This is a genomic window from Shewanella sp. cp20 (assembly GCF_000832025.1).
Lineage (GTDB): Bacteria > Pseudomonadota > Gammaproteobacteria > Enterobacterales > Shewanellaceae > Shewanella.
Map to the genome: position 1 here is coordinate 91410 of NZ_JPII01000016.1, position 14803 is coordinate 106212.

Below are 14803 nucleotides of genomic sequence, written 5' to 3' on the forward strand. Positions count from 1 at the left end.
TGCCCTTGTATTCCCATTTGGAGGCCCAATATAGGGTGTTAAGGAAAGATATTGGCTTGGAAAATTAGGCTTGAAAACGATTTCGCCTATCCCCATATCTGAATCAGATAACAAAGTTAGCGTTAGTTAAAAGTTTTTTGGAGGACTCCATGGGTAAAATTATTGGTATCGATTTAGGTACAACTAACTCTTGTGTAGCTGTACTTGATGGCGATAAAGCACGCGTAATTGAGAACGCGGAAGGCGATCGCACTACCCCGTCGATCATCGCATATACAGGCGAAGAAGTATTAGTTGGTCAGCCTGCGAAACGCCAAGCTGTAACAAACCCAAAGAATACCTTCTTTGCTATTAAGCGTCTTATCGGTCGTCGTTTCAAAGATGACGAAGTACAGCGTGACGTAGACATCATGCCATTTAAGATCATCGGTGCAGACAACGGTGATGCATGGGTTGAAGCGCACGATAAGAAGATGGCACCGCCACAAGTTTCTGCAGAGATTCTGAAGAAGATGAAGAAGACTGCCGAAGACTACCTGGGCGAGCCAGTAACCGAAGCGGTAATTACCGTACCGGCTTACTTTAACGATTCACAACGTCAGGCGACAAAAGACGCCGGTCGTATCGCTGGCCTTGAAGTTAAGCGTATCATCAACGAGCCTACTGCTGCGGCACTGGCTTATGGTATCGACAAGAAGCAAGGCGACAACATCGTTGCGGTATATGACTTAGGTGGTGGTACCTTCGATATCTCTATCATCGAGATCGATAGTGTCGATGGCGAGCAGACCTTCGAAGTATTGGCTACCAACGGTGACACTCACCTAGGTGGTGAAGACTTCGATAACCGTCTGATCAACTACCTGGCCGACGAGTTCAAGAAAGAGCAATCTTTAGACCTGCGTAACGACCCATTGGCGATGCAGCGTCTGAAGGAAGCTGCCGAGAAGGCGAAGATCGAGCTGTCTAGCACCACTCAGACTGAAGTTAACCTGCCATACATCACGGCAGATGCGACAGGTCCTAAGCACTTAGTGGTTAAGATCACTCGCGCCAAGCTTGAGTCTCTGGTTGAAGACCTGATCCAACGTTCACTCGAGCCGCTAAAAGTGGCACTGGCTGACGCAGACCTGTCTGTATCAGACATCAACGAAGTGATTCTGGTGGGTGGTCAAACCCGTATGCCTAAAGTACGTGAAGAAGTTTCTAGCTTCTTCGGTAAAGAGCTGCGTCAAGACGTTAACCCAGACGAAGCGGTTGCTATCGGTGCTGCGGTTCAGGCGGGTGTACTTGCAGGTGACGTGAAAGACGTTCTGCTACTAGACGTAACGCCTCTGTCTCTGGGTATCGAAACCATGGGCAGCGTGATGACCAAGCTTATCGAGAAGAACACTACTATCCCGACTAAGGCTAGCCAGATCTTCTCAACAGCCGATGACAACCAAAGCGCGGTAACCATCCACGTGTTACAGGGTGAGCGTAAGCAATCTAGCGCCAACAAGTCGCTAGGTCAGTTCAACCTGGAAGGTATCGAGCCAGCTCCACGCGGCATGCCACAAATTGAAGTGGCCTTCGATATCGACGCCGATGGTATTCTGCACGTGTCTGCGACTGACAAGAAGACAGGCAAGGCACAAAACATCACCATCAAGGCCTCTTCTGGTCTGAGCGATGAAGAAGTTGAAGCTATGGTACGTGACGCCGAGGCGCACGCCGATGAAGACGCTAAGTTCGAAGAGCTAGTGACTGCACGCAACCAGGCTGACGGCATGGTTCACGCGACCAAGAAGCAGATCGAAGAAGCGGGCGATGAACTGCCAGGCGAAGACAAAGAGAAGATCGAAGCGGCGATGGCTGAAGTTGAAACTGCCACTAAGGGTAAGGACAAAGAAGCTATCGAGAAAGCGACGCAAGCCCTGATGGAAGCGTCTGCCAAGCTGATGGAGATCGCTCAGGCTAAGGCGCAAGCAGGCCAAGGCGAGCAGGCTCAGCAGTCTAACGAAGCTCCTGCTGACGATGTTGTCGATGCCGAGTTTGAAGAAGTTAAAGACGACAAAAAATAATTCAGGCCCAGCCTAAATTATTTCCAGCGGGCGTTATGGGGTAACTCTAACGCCCGTTCGTACAACTTAAGGGTCAGTTGACCTTTGCTGTTTGTTTTTGCAGTTATTTGTTGGTCAGTTATACAAGGCAGAGCCTGTGCGGTGTAGTTATTCTACATAAGCAGGCGATAATGCCGTAGAAATGGCCAACAAACACTGTCCAAAGGATTCATCTAAACGCGCCTTGCCCTGCGTTACGTGCGACTTACATAGAATAACTATGCTGCGCAGCGCGAGCCTTGGGCACAACGCGTTTAGATTGAACAAAAAGTAAACCTAAAAGGTCAACAGACCCTAGCGCAGAAAGTATGAGACTATGTCAAAGCGAGATTATTACGAAGTATTAGGCGTAGGTCGCGACGCCAGCGAGCGTGAGATTAAGAAGGCCTATAAGCGCCTCGCCATGAAATTTCACCCGGATCGCAACCCAGGTGACAAGGCGGCCGAAGCCAGCTTCAAAGAGGTAAAAGAAGCCTACGAGATCCTCACCGACAGCGACAAGAAGGCGGCCTATGATCAGTTTGGTCATGCGGGTGTCGATCCTAACCGCGGCGGTGGTGGATTTGGCGGCGGTGCCGACTTCGGTGATGTATTCGGTGACGTATTTGGTGACATCTTCGGCGGTGGACGCCGTGGTGGCCAGCGCCAGGCGGCGCGTGGCTCAGATTTGCGTTACAACCTGGAACTGTCGCTGGAAGAAGCGGTACGTGGACTGACCAAAGAGCTACGTATTCCAACCTTAGCCACCTGTGATCTGTGTGACGGTAGCGGCGCCAAGAAAGGCACTTCGCCAACCACATGTGGTACCTGTCACGGCCAGGGCCAGGTGCAGATGCGCCAAGGTTTCTTCGCGGTGCAGCAAGCCTGTCCTACCTGTCATGGCCGCGGTAAGATCATCAAAGATCCTTGCAGCAAGTGTCATGGCGAAGGCCGCGTAGAGAAGAGCAAGACGCTGTCGGTGAAAATTCCTGCGGGTGTGGATACCGGCGATCGCATTCGTCTGTCGGGCGAAGGGGAAGCGGGCGAGTTTGGTGCGCCTCCAGGGGATCTCTACGTACAGGTGACGGTACGCGAGCACGCCATCTTCGTGCGTGACGGTAACAACCTCTACTGTGAAGTGCCTATCTCTTTCAGCACGGCAGCACTGGGCGGCGAGATCGAAGTCCCGACACTCGATGGCAAGGTGAACCTGAAGATCCCATCGGAAACTCAGACGGGTCGTATGTTCCGTCTGCGTGGCAAGGGCGTCAAGTCGGTGCGCAGTCATGCGGTCGGCGACCTGCTGTGTAAGGTGGTGATGGAAACGCCGGTGAATCTGAGCGATAAGCAGAAAGAGCTGTTACGTGAATTTGATAACACCCTGACGGGGTCATCAAAAAAGCACAGCCCTAAGGCCGAAGGCTTCTTCGACGGTGTGAAGAAGTTCTTTCAGGACTTGAACAGCTAAGGTGTGCTGATACACAATAAAAACCTCGCGATGCGAGGTTTTTTTATTGCTATTTTTTACCGCTATTCTTAATAGTCTAAGTTTCATGGTAGATAAGGGATGAGAGATGAAACAGTTAACCGCGGCGCTGGTAATACTTTTATTAGCCGGCTGCGCCACCACACAATCGCCCACCGGGCGTAAACAGACCCTGCTGTTTTCTTCGCAGCAGATGGATCAGATGGGGGCCGAATCTTTTGCCGAGATGAAGAAACAGCAGAAGGTGAGTCAGGATAAGCAGGTCAACCAGTATGTGACCTGTGTGGCCAACCGCATCACCTCGGTGCTGCCCGGCCGTCAGCCCAGCTGGGAGGTGGTGGTGTTTGAATCGGATCAGGTTAACGCCTTTGCCCTACCTGGCGGACATATAGGTGTCTATACCGGCCTATTGAAGGTAGCGAAAAATCAGGATCAGCTGGCGACGGTTATCGGTCATGAGGTGGCTCATGTGCTGGCCAACCACAGCAACGAGCAGGTATCTCGGGCGCAGATGACGGGGGTGGGGATGCAGATTGCCGGCGCCGCCATCGACGTCAGCGGCCTGAGCAACAAAGATCTTTATATGTCGGCGCTGGGGCTAGGTGCCCAGTATGGCTTTATTCTTCCCTATGGCCGCGCCCAGGAGAGCGAAGCCGATGTTATGGGCGTCGAGCTGATGGCCAGAGCCGGGTTCGACCCTAGCCAGAGCATCAGCCTGTGGCAGAACATGGCCAAGGCGGGCGGTAGTCAGGGCCCCGAGCTGTTATCGACCCATCCATCACACGACCATCGCATCGCCGATCTGCAGCAGATGCTGCCGCAGGTGACGCCTCTGTATCGCACCGCAAGCGCCAGTGGAAAAAATCGCTGCAACTAGGGGCAATTTTTGGGTTTTTTATCACAGTTTGTGATAAAATCCGCCGCGAAATTAATTGAATAAATGAGAGTACAATCATTATGTCTGATAAGTTCACCACAATTGAACAGCACGCCAGCTATGGTGTTGGCCGCCAATTAGGCGAGCAACTCGCAGCTAACTCATTCGAAGGTATCGATATTTCAGCTGTTCAAGTTGGTCTGTCAGATGCGTTTGAAGGTAAAGAGAGCGCCGTCTCTATGCAAGATCTTCAAACTGCATTCACTGAGATTAGTCAGCGTATTCAAAAGGTTCAGGAAGAAGCTGCCGCGGCTGCATCGGCCGAAGGCGAAGCTTTCCTTGCTGAAAACCAACAGCGTGACGGTGTTGTGACCCTGGAATCAGGTCTGCAATACGAGATCATCACCGAAGGTTCAGGCGACAAGCCAAGCTATGATTCAACTGTACGTACTCACTACCATGGTACTTTCATCAGCGGTGACGTATTCGACAGTTCAGTACTGCGCGACCAGCCTGCCGAGTTCCCAGTATCTGGCGTTATCGCCGGTTGGACCGAGGCACTGCAGCTGATGCCTGTAGGTTCTAAGTGGAAGCTATATGTACCGCATCACCTGGCCTATGGCGAGCGTGGCGCAGGTGCCTCAATTCCTCCGTATTCGGCCCTAGTGTTCGAAGTGGAATTGCTCGACATTCTCTAATCGAAAAAGCCTAAGCGTTTGCTTAGGCTTTTTTTTGAAATGATTTGGCGTTAGCCTTGTGCTCAATTAACAGTAGCAAATGTGTAGGAGAGTTAGATGACAGAGCAAGTAAGAGTGGCGATAACCGGTGGCAGTGGTCGCATGGGCCGAACTCTTATTGAATCGGCAAAACTCAGCAGCAATATCTATCTAGGTGCGGCGGTTGAGCGTGCGGGTTCGACTTTGATTGGTGTCGATGCGGGCGAACTCGCCGGTGTGGGTGCCATGAATGTTGCCATCACTGATTCACTGGACAATGCCGTAGACGATTTCGATATCCTGATCGACTTTACCTCGCCCGAGGCCAGTGTGGTGCATACCGACTGGTGTTCGCGTAACGGTAAGGCGATTGTCATCGGCACAACCGGCTTCAATCATGCCCAGAAAGAGCAGATTGCCGCCTACGCTGAGAACACGCCGATTGTGATGGCGCCTAATATGTCTGTGGGCGTTAACCTGATGTGGCGCCTGCTGGAGCTGGCCGCCGAGGTGATGGGTGACTATACCGATATCGAGATTATCGAAGGTCACCACAGACACAAGAAGGATGCGCCTTCGGGCACCGCACTTAAGATGGGCGAGGTGATCGCCGAGGTCTTGGGTCGCGATCTGGAAAAATGTGCCGTCTATGGCCGTGAGGGGATCACCGAAGAGCGTAGCCGTGAGACCATAGGTTTCTCTACCATTCGCGCCGGTGATCTGGTGGGCGAGCATACCGCCATGTTTGCCGACATTGGCGAGCGCCTGGAGATCACCCATAAGGCATCGAGTCGTATGACCTTTGCCAACGGTGCCATGCGCGCCGCATTTTGGCTGGGCGATCAGGGCCCGGGATTATACGACATGCAACAGGTCTTAGGCCTGAAGGATTAGTATTTAAAAAAAACGCCTATTTGGCGTTTTTTTTTGAAAGAAAGTACCGCTTATCTATAGACGAGTTGCACTATTACCTATAAAATAGTCGGAATTTGTCAAAATTTCGTATTTAAGCGGAAGTTGGTATTTTAAACACAAAATAAAACCTTATTATTCAATGGCTTGGCTCTTTTCGGAGGTCGCGTTGACAAAGTCTGCCTTACTCGTACTCGAAGATGGAACCGTATTCTCTGGCACTGCAATTGGTGCTGATGGACTCGCAGTTGGTGAAGTGGTATTTAACACTTCCATGACGGGTTACCAAGAGATCCTCACGGATCCTTCCTATTCTCGTCAAATTGTTACTCTAACCTACCCGCACATTGGTAACACTGGTACCAATAGTGAAGATACCGAATCTGATGCCGTACATGCTTGTGGTTTGATCATCCGTGATCTACCGCTACTGGCGAGCAACTTCAGAAATCAGCAATCTCTCAGCGATTACCTAAAAAGCAACAATGTTGTAGGCATTGCCGATATCGACACGCGTAAACTGACACGTATCCTCAGGGAAAAAGGGGCACAAGCGGGTGCCATCTTAGTGGGTGACATGGATGAAGCTAAGGCGCTGGCGGCTGCCAAAGCCTTCCCTGGCTTGAAAGGCATGGACTTGGCCAAAGAGGTGACCACACAGCAGCAATACCAATGGCGCAGCGGTAGCTGGCGTCTGGTGGGCGGCTTGCCGAGCGACACCCCTGAGTCAGAACTGAAATACAAGGTCGTGGCCTATGACTACGGCGTTAAGCGCAACATTCTGCGTATGCTGGTTACCGCGGCTGTGATGTGACCGTGGTACCGGCGCAAACCCCAGCCTCAGAAGTGCTGGCGATGAATCCCGATGGTATCTTCCTGTCAAACGGCCCTGGTGACCCAGAGCCATGTGACTACGCCATCGAAGCGATTCAGACTTTCCTTGAGACAGACATTCCACTCTTCGGTATCTGCCTTGGCCATCAGCTGTTGGCACTGGCCTCAGGCGCGAAGACACTGAAGATGAAGTTTGGTCACCATGGTGCCAACCACCCGGTCAGCAACCTGGAGAAGGGCAACGTGATGATCACCAGCCAGAACCATGGTTTTGCCGCCGATGAAGCCAGCCTGCCGGCCAACGTCAAGGTGACTCACAAGTCGCTGTTCGACGGTTCGCTACAGGGTATCCACCTGACCGACAAGCCAGCGTTTAGCTTCCAGGGTCACCCTGAGGCAAGCCCGGGTCCTCACGACGCCGCGCCGCTGTTCGATCACTTTATCGAGTTGATCGAAGAATATCGTCATAACGCTAAGTAGTCCGGGAGAAAGTTTCAGCAATGCCAAAACGTACAGACATAAAAAGTATTCTTATCCTGGGTGCTGGCCCGATTGTTATCGGTCAGGCATGTGAGTTTGACTACTCGGGTGCCCAGGCGTGTAAGGCGCTTCGTGAAGAGGGCTACCGGGTTATTCTGGTGAACTCTAACCCTGCGACCATCATGACAGACCCAGAGATGGCCGATGCCACCTATATCGAGCCGATTCATTGGGAAGTGGTACGCAACATCATCGCCAAGGAACGTCCCGATGCGATTCTGCCGACCATGGGTGGACAGACGGCACTGAACTGTGCCCTGCGCCTCGAGGCCGAAGGGGTATTGGCCGAGTTTAACGTCGACATGATTGGTGCAACCGCCGATGCCATCGACAAGGCCGAAGACCGTAGCCGTTTCGATGCGGCGATGAAGAAGATTGGTCTTGAGTGTCCACGCGCCGGTATCGCCCGCAGCATGGAAGATGCCTACGAGGTGCTCGAGCAGGTTGGTTTCCCTTGTATTATCCGTCCCTCTTTCACCATGGGTGGCTCGGGCGGTGGTATCGCCTACAACAAGGAGGAGTTCGAGGAGATCTGTTCTCAGGGTCTCGAGCTTTCACCAACCAACGAACTGCTGATCGATGAGTCGCTTATCGGTTGGAAAGAATATGAGATGGAAGTGGTTCGTGACCGCAACGATAACAGCATTATCGTCTGCTCTATCGAAAACTTCGATCCTATGGGCGTGCACACCGGCGACTCTATCACAGTTGCCCCGGCGCAGACCCTGACAGACAAAGAATATCAGCTGATGCGTAACGCCTCTCTGGCGGTACTGCGCGAGATCGGCGTCGAAACCGGTGGTTCAAACGTTCAGTTTGGTATCAACCCGAAAGATGGTCGCATGGTGATCATCGAGATGAACCCACGTGTATCACGTTCATCGGCACTGGCCTCTAAGGCGACAGGTTTCCCTATCGCCAAGATCGCCGCTAAGCTGGCTGTGGGCTTTACCCTGGATGAGCTGAGCAACGACATCACTGGCGGTGCGACACCAGCCTCATTCGAGCCTGCTATCGACTATGTGGTCACTAAGGTTCCACGCTTCAACTTCGAGAAGTTTGCCGGTTCAAATGACCGTCTGACCACTCAGATGAAGTCAGTGGGCGAGGTGATGGCTATCGGTCGTACCTTCCAGGAGTCGCTGCAAAAGGCACTGCGCGGTCTTGAGGTTGGCGTTAATGGCTTAGATCCTATCGTCGATGTCGAAGATAACGATGCCCTGTCACGCATTCGCCACGAGCTGAAAGAGCCGGGCGCCGAGCGTATCTGGTATATCGCCGATGCCTTCCGCGCCGGTCTGAGCATGGATGCCATCTTCAAGCTGACCAATATCGACCCTTGGTTCCTGGTTCAGATTGAAGAGCTGCTATCACTTGAAAACCAGGTGAAAGAAGCTGGCATGGCTAGCATGGACAAGGACTTCCTTTACAAGCTTAAGCGTAAAGGTTTCTCCGATGCGCGTCTGGCGGCCCTGATGGGGGTCAGCGAGTCTGAGATGCGTAAGCTGCGTTACCGTCACGAAGTGTACCCAGTGTACAAGCGTGTCGATACCTGCGCCGCCGAGTTCTCGACCGATACCGCCTATATGTACTCTACCTATGAGGAAGAGTGTGAGGCTAACCCATCTAATCGCGACAAGATCATGGTATTGGGTGGTGGTCCTAACCGTATCGGCCAAGGCATCGAATTCGATTACTGCTGTGTGCACGCGGCGCTTGCCTTGCGTGAAGATGGTTACGAGACCATCATGGTCAACTGTAACCCAGAGACTGTATCTACCGACTACGATACCTCAGACAGACTCTATTTCGAATCTGTAACCCTGGAAGATGTGCTGGAGATTGTTCGCATCGAGCAGCCTAAAGGGGTTATCGTGCAGTACGGTGGCCAGACGCCACTGAAACTGGCCCGTGATCTGGAAGCCGCCGGCGTGCCTATCATCGGCACCAGCCCGGATGCGATCGACCGCGCCGAAGACCGTGAGCGTTTCCAGCAGGCGATTCAACGCCTAGAGATGAAGCAGCCAGAAAATGATACCGTCACCACGGTAGAAGGTGCCGTGATCGCCGCCGAGCGTATCGGTTACCCTCTGGTGGTGCGTCCATCTTACGTACTGGGTGGCCGCGCGATGGAGATTGTTTACGACGAACAAGACCTGCGCCGTTACTTCAACGAAGCGGTTAGCGTCTCTAACGCCTCGCCAGTATTGCTGGACCGCTTCCTCGACAACGCCACCGAGGTGGATATCGATGCGGTATGTGACGGCACAACCGTAGTGGTTGGCGCCATCATGGAGCATATCGAGCAGGCGGGTGTTCACTCGGGTGACTCAGGATGTTCTCTGCCTCCTTACACCTTGAGCCAGGAGATCCAGGATCAGATGCGCGAACAGGTGCGCAAGCTGGCGATGGAACTTGGGGTTGTAGGTCTGATGAACGTGCAGTTCGCTGTGCAGGACAACACCATCTACATGATCGAGGTTAACCCGCGTGCGGCCCGTACCGTACCATTCGTCTCTAAGGCGACGGGTGTACCGCTGGCTAAGATAGCGGCGCGCGTCATGGCTGGTCAGACACTTGAGCAGCAGGGCTTTACCAAAGAGGTTATTCCACCTTTCTACTCGGTGAAGGAAGTGGTGCTGCCATTTAACAAGTTCCCGGGTGTTGACCCGTTACTTGGCCCTGAAATGCGCTCGACCGGTGAGGTGATGGGCGTAGGTGCTACCTTCGCCGAGGCTTATGCCAAGGCAGAGCTGGGGGCAACCTCTGAGGTGCCTAAGTCTGGCCGCGCGCTACTCTCTGTGCGTAACAGCGATAAGAAGCGTGTTGCCGACCTGGCCGCCAAGCTGATTGAGCTAGGCTATGAGATCGATGCGACTCACGGTACGGCTGTGGTGCTTGGTGAAGCGGGTATCAATCCGCGTCTGGTAAACAAGGTACACGAAGGTCGTCCGCACATTCTTGACCGTATCAAGAACGATGAGTACACCTATATCGTGAACACTACCGAGGGCCGCCAGGCGATCGAAGACTCGCGTCAGCTGCGTCGTGGGGCCCTGCGTTACAAGGTGAACTACACCACGACTCTGAATGCCGCCTTTGCGACCTGTATGGCACACTCTGCCGACAGCCGCACCAATGTGACGTCTGTGCAGGAACTGCATCAGCGCATTAAAGGCTAAGGGTTAACCCTTGATAAAAGGCCGCGCAAGCGGCCTTTTTTATGGGCGCTTTATGGTGTGAGAGAAACAATGGGGCAATCAACAAGCCGGTTATATGGTGCGAGTTTGTTTTGCCTCGGGCGCGCTAAGGAACACACAGTTCTGTGGGCGTACTAACAAACTCTTGGGGAACCGATAGCTTATCCCGTCATCAGGGTATAGAATAGATGGATTCCAAGCGTTCTTTATTCCTAGTCGGTGGCCCAAGTGGTCAGGCTGACTAGGTTGCTTTTGTTTTGAGGAGACGAGTGTTCCTATGAATAAGGTTCCAATGACAGTTGTTGGTGCAAATCAACTGCGTGAAGAGTTAGATTTTTTGAAGTTTGAGAAGCGTCCAAAAATTGCCGAAGCCATTGGGGTGGCGCGTGAGCTGGGCGATCTGAAAGAGAACGCCGAATACCACGCCGCCCGCGAAGAGCAGGGACTGTGCGAGGCTCGTGTACGTGATATCGAAGGTAAGCTGTCTAACGCACAGATCATCGATGTGACTAAGATGGAAAATACGGGCCGAGTGATCTTCGGTACCACAGTTACTATTTTGAACCTGGATACCGAAGAGGAATTTACCTATCGTATCGTGGGTGAAGACGAGGCCGACATCAAGGCTAACCTGCTCTCTGTTTCTTCACCAATTGCTCGCGGTCTGGTGGGGAAATCGGAAGGGGATGAAGTCTCTATTCAGACTCCAGGTGGCTTGACAGATTATGAGATCACTGCGGTCGAATATATCTAACTTGCGCTAGGGCCTGTTGACCTTTTGAGAACAAATTTTGTTCTAATTGAGCTCGTTCAAATCGCGGCATGAGGCTTGAAGTATAGTTATTCTATATAAAAGCCGAGTAACAAAGCGTTGAACGTGCTCAAGACGAACCCTGCGGGCAGCTTCTGTATCATTTTTCTATTGCGTTATCGCTCATTGATGTAGCACACCACATTACAATCGCTCTGCCTTGTATAATAGCGATACAGAATGCTGCAAAAATGAACGCGAAAGATAAACAGGCCCTAGGGTCGGTCGACGACCGCTTCATACTTAGTATGAAAGTAGCAACAAAAAAGCCGCTATCGATAGCGGCTTTTTTGTTGAGTCCAGGAGCTATTTGGCTCTTGGTACGGCAATCTTCATCTCTGGAGATTGACGGAATAGGACCAATACGTGACCGATAAGCTGAACCTTTTCAGCTTGAGTTTCGCGTACGATGGCGTCAACGACTGCATTTTTTAGCTCTCTGTCTCCAGAGGCAACTTTCACTTTGATTAATTCATGATGAGAGAGTGCATTATCAATTTCAGCCAGTACACCTTCAGTCAGGCCATTGGCACCAAGCTGCACAACAGGCTTGAGGTTATGTGCTAAGCCTTTTAGATGCTGTTTTTGTTTGGTTGTTAAGTTCATTTCTACCAACTTTATGCTGAGTTACTGTTGAAAAACCGCTATTCTACCCTCATATAGCCTTTGTGTAACTCATATTTGTTGCGGATTTTAAATGTCAGGTAAAAAACGAACGGCCAGTTCCGCCCGATGGATGCAGGAACATTTCGATGATCATTATGTTAAGTTGTCGCAGAAACGGGGGTTGCGTTCGCGCGCTGCGTTTAAAATAGAAGAGATACAACAAAAGGATAAGCTGATTCGCCCAGGCATGACAGTGGTGGATCTCGGTGCAGCCCCGGGTGGCTGGTCACAGATCGCCGTTAAGCTGGCGGGAGAGACTGGCAAGGTTATCGCCTGCGATATTCTACCCATGGATCCCATCGTCGGTGTCGATTTTCTGCAAGGCGATTTTCGTGAAGAAAAGGTACTCGATGCCTTACTCGAACGAGTTGGCGATGCTAAAGTCGATGTTGTGTTGTCGGACATGGCACCTAACATGAGCGGCACAGGTGGTGTGGATCAGCCTCGCGCCATGTATTTGGTGGAGCTGGCACTGGATATGTGTCACCAGGTGTTGGCACCAAATGGTAGTTTTGCTGTCAAAGTCTTTCAGGGGGAGGGCTTTGATGAGTATATGAAGGCGGTGAGACAGGCATTTACCACCGTTAAAACACGTAAGCCAGACTCGTCGCGACCGCGTTCGCGCGAAGTCTATCTTGTGGCGACGGGTTACAAGTTGTAGTAACCTAACGTCAGTAACCGCAAGACTGTATGAGGTCTAGTAATTTTGAGTGATATGGCAAAAAATTTAATTCTCTGGGTTGTCATCGCCGTCGTGCTGATGTCAGTGTTTCAGGGCTACTCCCCCTCTTCATCGAACTCCATGAAGATGGATTATTCTACTTTCTTGGACGACGTACGCTCCGGGCAGATTAATACTGTCGAGGTGAAGAGCGACCAGCGCACCATCGAGGGTACCAAAAGAACCGGGGAAAAATTTATCACTATCATGCCTATGTATGATCAGGATCTGATCAACGATCTTGACCGCAAGGGTGTGACCATGAAAGGTCAGGAAGCCGAAGAGTCAGGTTTCCTCACGCAGATTTTCATCTCTTGGTTCCCTATGCTGTTACTCATCGGGGTGTGGATCTTCTTCATGCGCCAGATGCAGGGCGGTGGCGGTAAAGGCGCCATGTCTTTCGGTAAGAGTAAAGCCAAGCTGATGAGTGAAGATCAGATCAAGACCACCTTCGGTGACGTTGCCGGTTGCGACGAGGCCAAGGAAGATGTCAAAGAGCTGGTCGATTACCTCAAAGAGCCGACTAAGTTCCAAAAACTGGGTGGTCGTATTCCGACAGGCGTACTGCTTGTTGGCCCTCCAGGTACAGGTAAAACCCTGCTTGCTAAGGCGATAGCCGGTGAAGCTAAGGTACCTTTCTTCACGATTTCAGGTTCTGACTTCGTCGAGATGTTTGTCGGTGTTGGTGCCTCCCGTGTGCGTGACATGTTTGAGCAGGCGAAGAAGTCAGCCCCTTGTATCATCTTTATCGATGAGATCGACGCCGTTGGTCGCCAGCGTGGTGCCGGTGTCGGTGGCGGTCACGACGAGCGTGAACAGACCCTTAACCAGATGCTGGTTGAGATGGATGGTTTCGAGGGTAACGAAGGTATTATCGTTATCGCCGCGACCAACCGTCCTGACGTACTGGATGCCGCCTTGCTGCGTCCGGGTCGTTTCGACCGTCAAGTGGTAGTAGGCCTGCCAGACGTGCGTGGTCGTGAGCAGATCCTTAAGGTGCACATGCGCAAGGTACCTCTGGCCGATGACGTTAAGGCGAGCGTGATTGCTCGTGGTACGCCTGGCTTCTCGGGTGCCGACCTGGCTAACCTGGTGAACGAGGCGGCGTTGTTTGCTGCCCGTGGTAATCGCCGTGTGGTGGGCATGGAAGAGTTTGAGAGTGCCAAAGACAAGATCATGATGGGCGCCGAGCGTCGCACCATGGTGATGTCTGAAGAAGAGAAAGAGATGACCGCTTATCACGAAGCGGGTCACGCCATCGTCGGTTGTCTGGTGCCTGAGCACGACCCTGTGCATAAGGTCACCATCATTCCCCGTGGCCGTGCCTTAGGGGTAACCTTCTTCTTGCCTGAGGCAGATGCCATCAGTCAGAGCCGTCGTAAGCTGGAGAGTCAGATCTCTGTGGCCTATGGCGGACGTATCGCCGAGGAGCTGATCTACGGCAGCGAGCGCGTCTCTACCGGTGCCTCTCAGGATATTAAGTATGCGACTACCATTGCGCGTAACATGGTCACCCAATGGGGCTTCTCGGAAAAACTCGGCCCGGTATTGTATGCCGAAGATGAAGGCGAAGTATTCCTAGGTCGTAGCATGGCTAAGGCGCAGCATATGTCGGATGAGACGGCTGCCATTATCGATGTCGAAGTGAAACAGCTAATCGACAACAACTATGGCCGTGCCCATCAGTTCCTGACAGATAACATGGATATTCTTCATGCGATGAAAGATGCGCTGATGAAATACGAGACTATCGATGCGACTCAGATTGACGATCTGATGGCCCGTCGTGAGGTACGTGCGCCGGCCGATTGGAACATGGATGAAAATGGTTCTAATGGTAACGGTCAGGGCGGTCGTGGCGAGGCAGTGAAATCGCCTGAGCCGAGCGAGACCGAAGCCGAGCCTGCGAGTGAGCCAAAAGAAGGTGATGAATCACCTGTAGTTAAGTAATCATCTTTG

General features: G+C 52.2%; 10 protein-coding genes and 1 pseudogene. 10 read left to right on the forward strand and 1 reads right to left on the reverse strand.

All coding sequences use genetic code 11. The features are described 5' to 3' along the window. The first annotated feature begins 149 nt into the window (after window positions 1–149). The 8 genes and pseudogenes from dnaK (at window position 150) to greA (ending at window position 11400) form a co-directional block, all read left to right on the forward strand. Window positions 150–2063 carry a molecular chaperone DnaK gene (gene dnaK, locus DB48_RS04340; RefSeq protein WP_041509091.1) on the forward strand — a complete coding sequence of 638 codons (1914 nt, stop codon included), beginning with the start codon at window positions 150–152 and terminating at the stop codon, window positions 2061–2063. A gap of 355 nt (window positions 2064–2418) precedes the next feature. Further along, a complete protein-coding gene (dnaJ, locus tag DB48_RS04345) occupies window positions 2419–3549 on the forward strand; it encodes a molecular chaperone DnaJ (RefSeq protein WP_041509092.1) in 1131 nt (376 codons plus the stop codon). A gap of 106 nt (window positions 3550–3655) precedes the next feature. Further along, on the forward strand, window positions 3656–4444 hold the full coding sequence (locus DB48_RS04350; RefSeq protein ID WP_041509093.1) for a M48 family metallopeptidase: 789 nt from the start codon (window positions 3656–3658) through the stop codon (window positions 4442–4444). Between the two features lie 80 nt (window positions 4445–4524). Further along, entirely contained in the window at window positions 4525–5142 is a 618-nt protein-coding gene (locus tag DB48_RS04355) for an FKBP-type peptidyl-prolyl cis-trans isomerase (protein WP_041509094.1), read from the forward strand. A gap of 96 nt (window positions 5143–5238) precedes the next feature. After that, entirely contained in the window at window positions 5239–6054 is an 816-nt protein-coding gene (gene dapB, locus DB48_RS04360) for a 4-hydroxy-tetrahydrodipicolinate reductase (RefSeq protein WP_011866637.1), read from the forward strand. A gap of 160 nt (window positions 6055–6214) precedes the next feature. Then, window positions 6215–7386: pseudogene (gene carA / locus DB48_RS04365) on the forward strand (glutamine-hydrolyzing carbamoyl-phosphate synthase small subunit). A gap of 20 nt (window positions 7387–7406) precedes the next feature. Continuing rightward, the gene (gene carB, locus DB48_RS04370; protein ID WP_041509095.1) at window positions 7407–10628 is read left to right on the forward strand and encodes a carbamoyl-phosphate synthase large subunit; all 3222 of its coding nucleotides are present in this window, start codon (window positions 7407–7409) and stop codon (window positions 10626–10628) included. Between the two features lie 295 nt (window positions 10629–10923). Next, window positions 10924–11400, forward strand: coding sequence for a transcription elongation factor GreA (gene greA / locus DB48_RS04375; RefSeq protein ID WP_041509096.1), 477 nt, complete (start codon window positions 10924–10926; stop codon window positions 11398–11400). A 363-nt stretch (window positions 11401–11763) separates the two neighbouring features. On the opposite strand, the gene yhbY is transcribed toward greA, so the two are convergent. Further along, entirely contained in the window at window positions 11764–12063 is a 300-nt protein-coding gene (gene yhbY, locus DB48_RS04380; protein WP_033537396.1) for a ribosome assembly RNA-binding protein YhbY, read from the reverse strand. Window positions 12064–12154: 91 nt separating this feature from the next. On the opposite strand from yhbY, the gene rlmE reads away from it, so the two are divergent. Next, complete coding sequence (gene rlmE / locus DB48_RS04385; protein WP_041509097.1) at window positions 12155–12784, forward strand: 23S rRNA (uridine(2552)-2'-O)-methyltransferase RlmE; 630 nt, start codon at window positions 12155–12157, stop codon at window positions 12782–12784. A gap of 45 nt (window positions 12785–12829) precedes the next feature. After that, a complete protein-coding gene (ftsH, locus tag DB48_RS04390; protein ID WP_152619093.1) occupies window positions 12830–14794 on the forward strand; it encodes an ATP-dependent zinc metalloprotease FtsH in 1965 nt (654 codons plus the stop codon). Window positions 14795–14803: the final 9 nt, after the last annotated feature.